This is a genomic window from Streptomyces sp. WM4235, assembly GCF_001279725.1.
Taxonomy (GTDB): domain Bacteria; phylum Actinomycetota; class Actinomycetes; order Streptomycetales; family Streptomycetaceae; genus Streptomyces.
On record NZ_LGDE01000332.1, the window covers coordinates 1 to 359 of the forward strand.

The following is a 359-nucleotide window of genomic DNA, read 5'->3' on the forward strand; positions in this document are numbered from 1 at the left end:
GGAGACCACCGGGTACGGCGACGCCCCGCCCCCGCCCACCGTCAGCGAGCTGTACCACGCGCACCGGCTGCGCATGGTCCGCCTCGCGGTGCTCCTCGTCGACGACCTGGCCACCGCCGAGGACGTGGTGCAGGACGCCTTCACCGCCCTCTACCGGCGGCACGGGGAGGAGATCAAGGAGGTGGACAACGCGCTCGGCTACCTGCGCACCGCCGTCGTGAACACCTCCCGCTCCGTGCTGCGCCGCCGACGCACCGCCCGCGCCTGGAACCCGCCCGTGACGGCCGACATGCCGTCCGCCGAGGCCGCCGTCGTCCTTGGCCTCCGGGCATACCCCTGCTTTCCCGGCGGCAAGCAGC

At 74.1% G+C, this 359-nt stretch carries 1 protein-coding gene; it reads left to right on the plus strand.

Annotated features, from left to right (window positions below; genetic code table 11):
• Positions 1–359, plus strand: a 359-nt coding sequence (locus ADK55_RS21030) for a sigma factor (RefSeq protein WP_267887357.1), incomplete at both ends; no start/stop codon positions are given.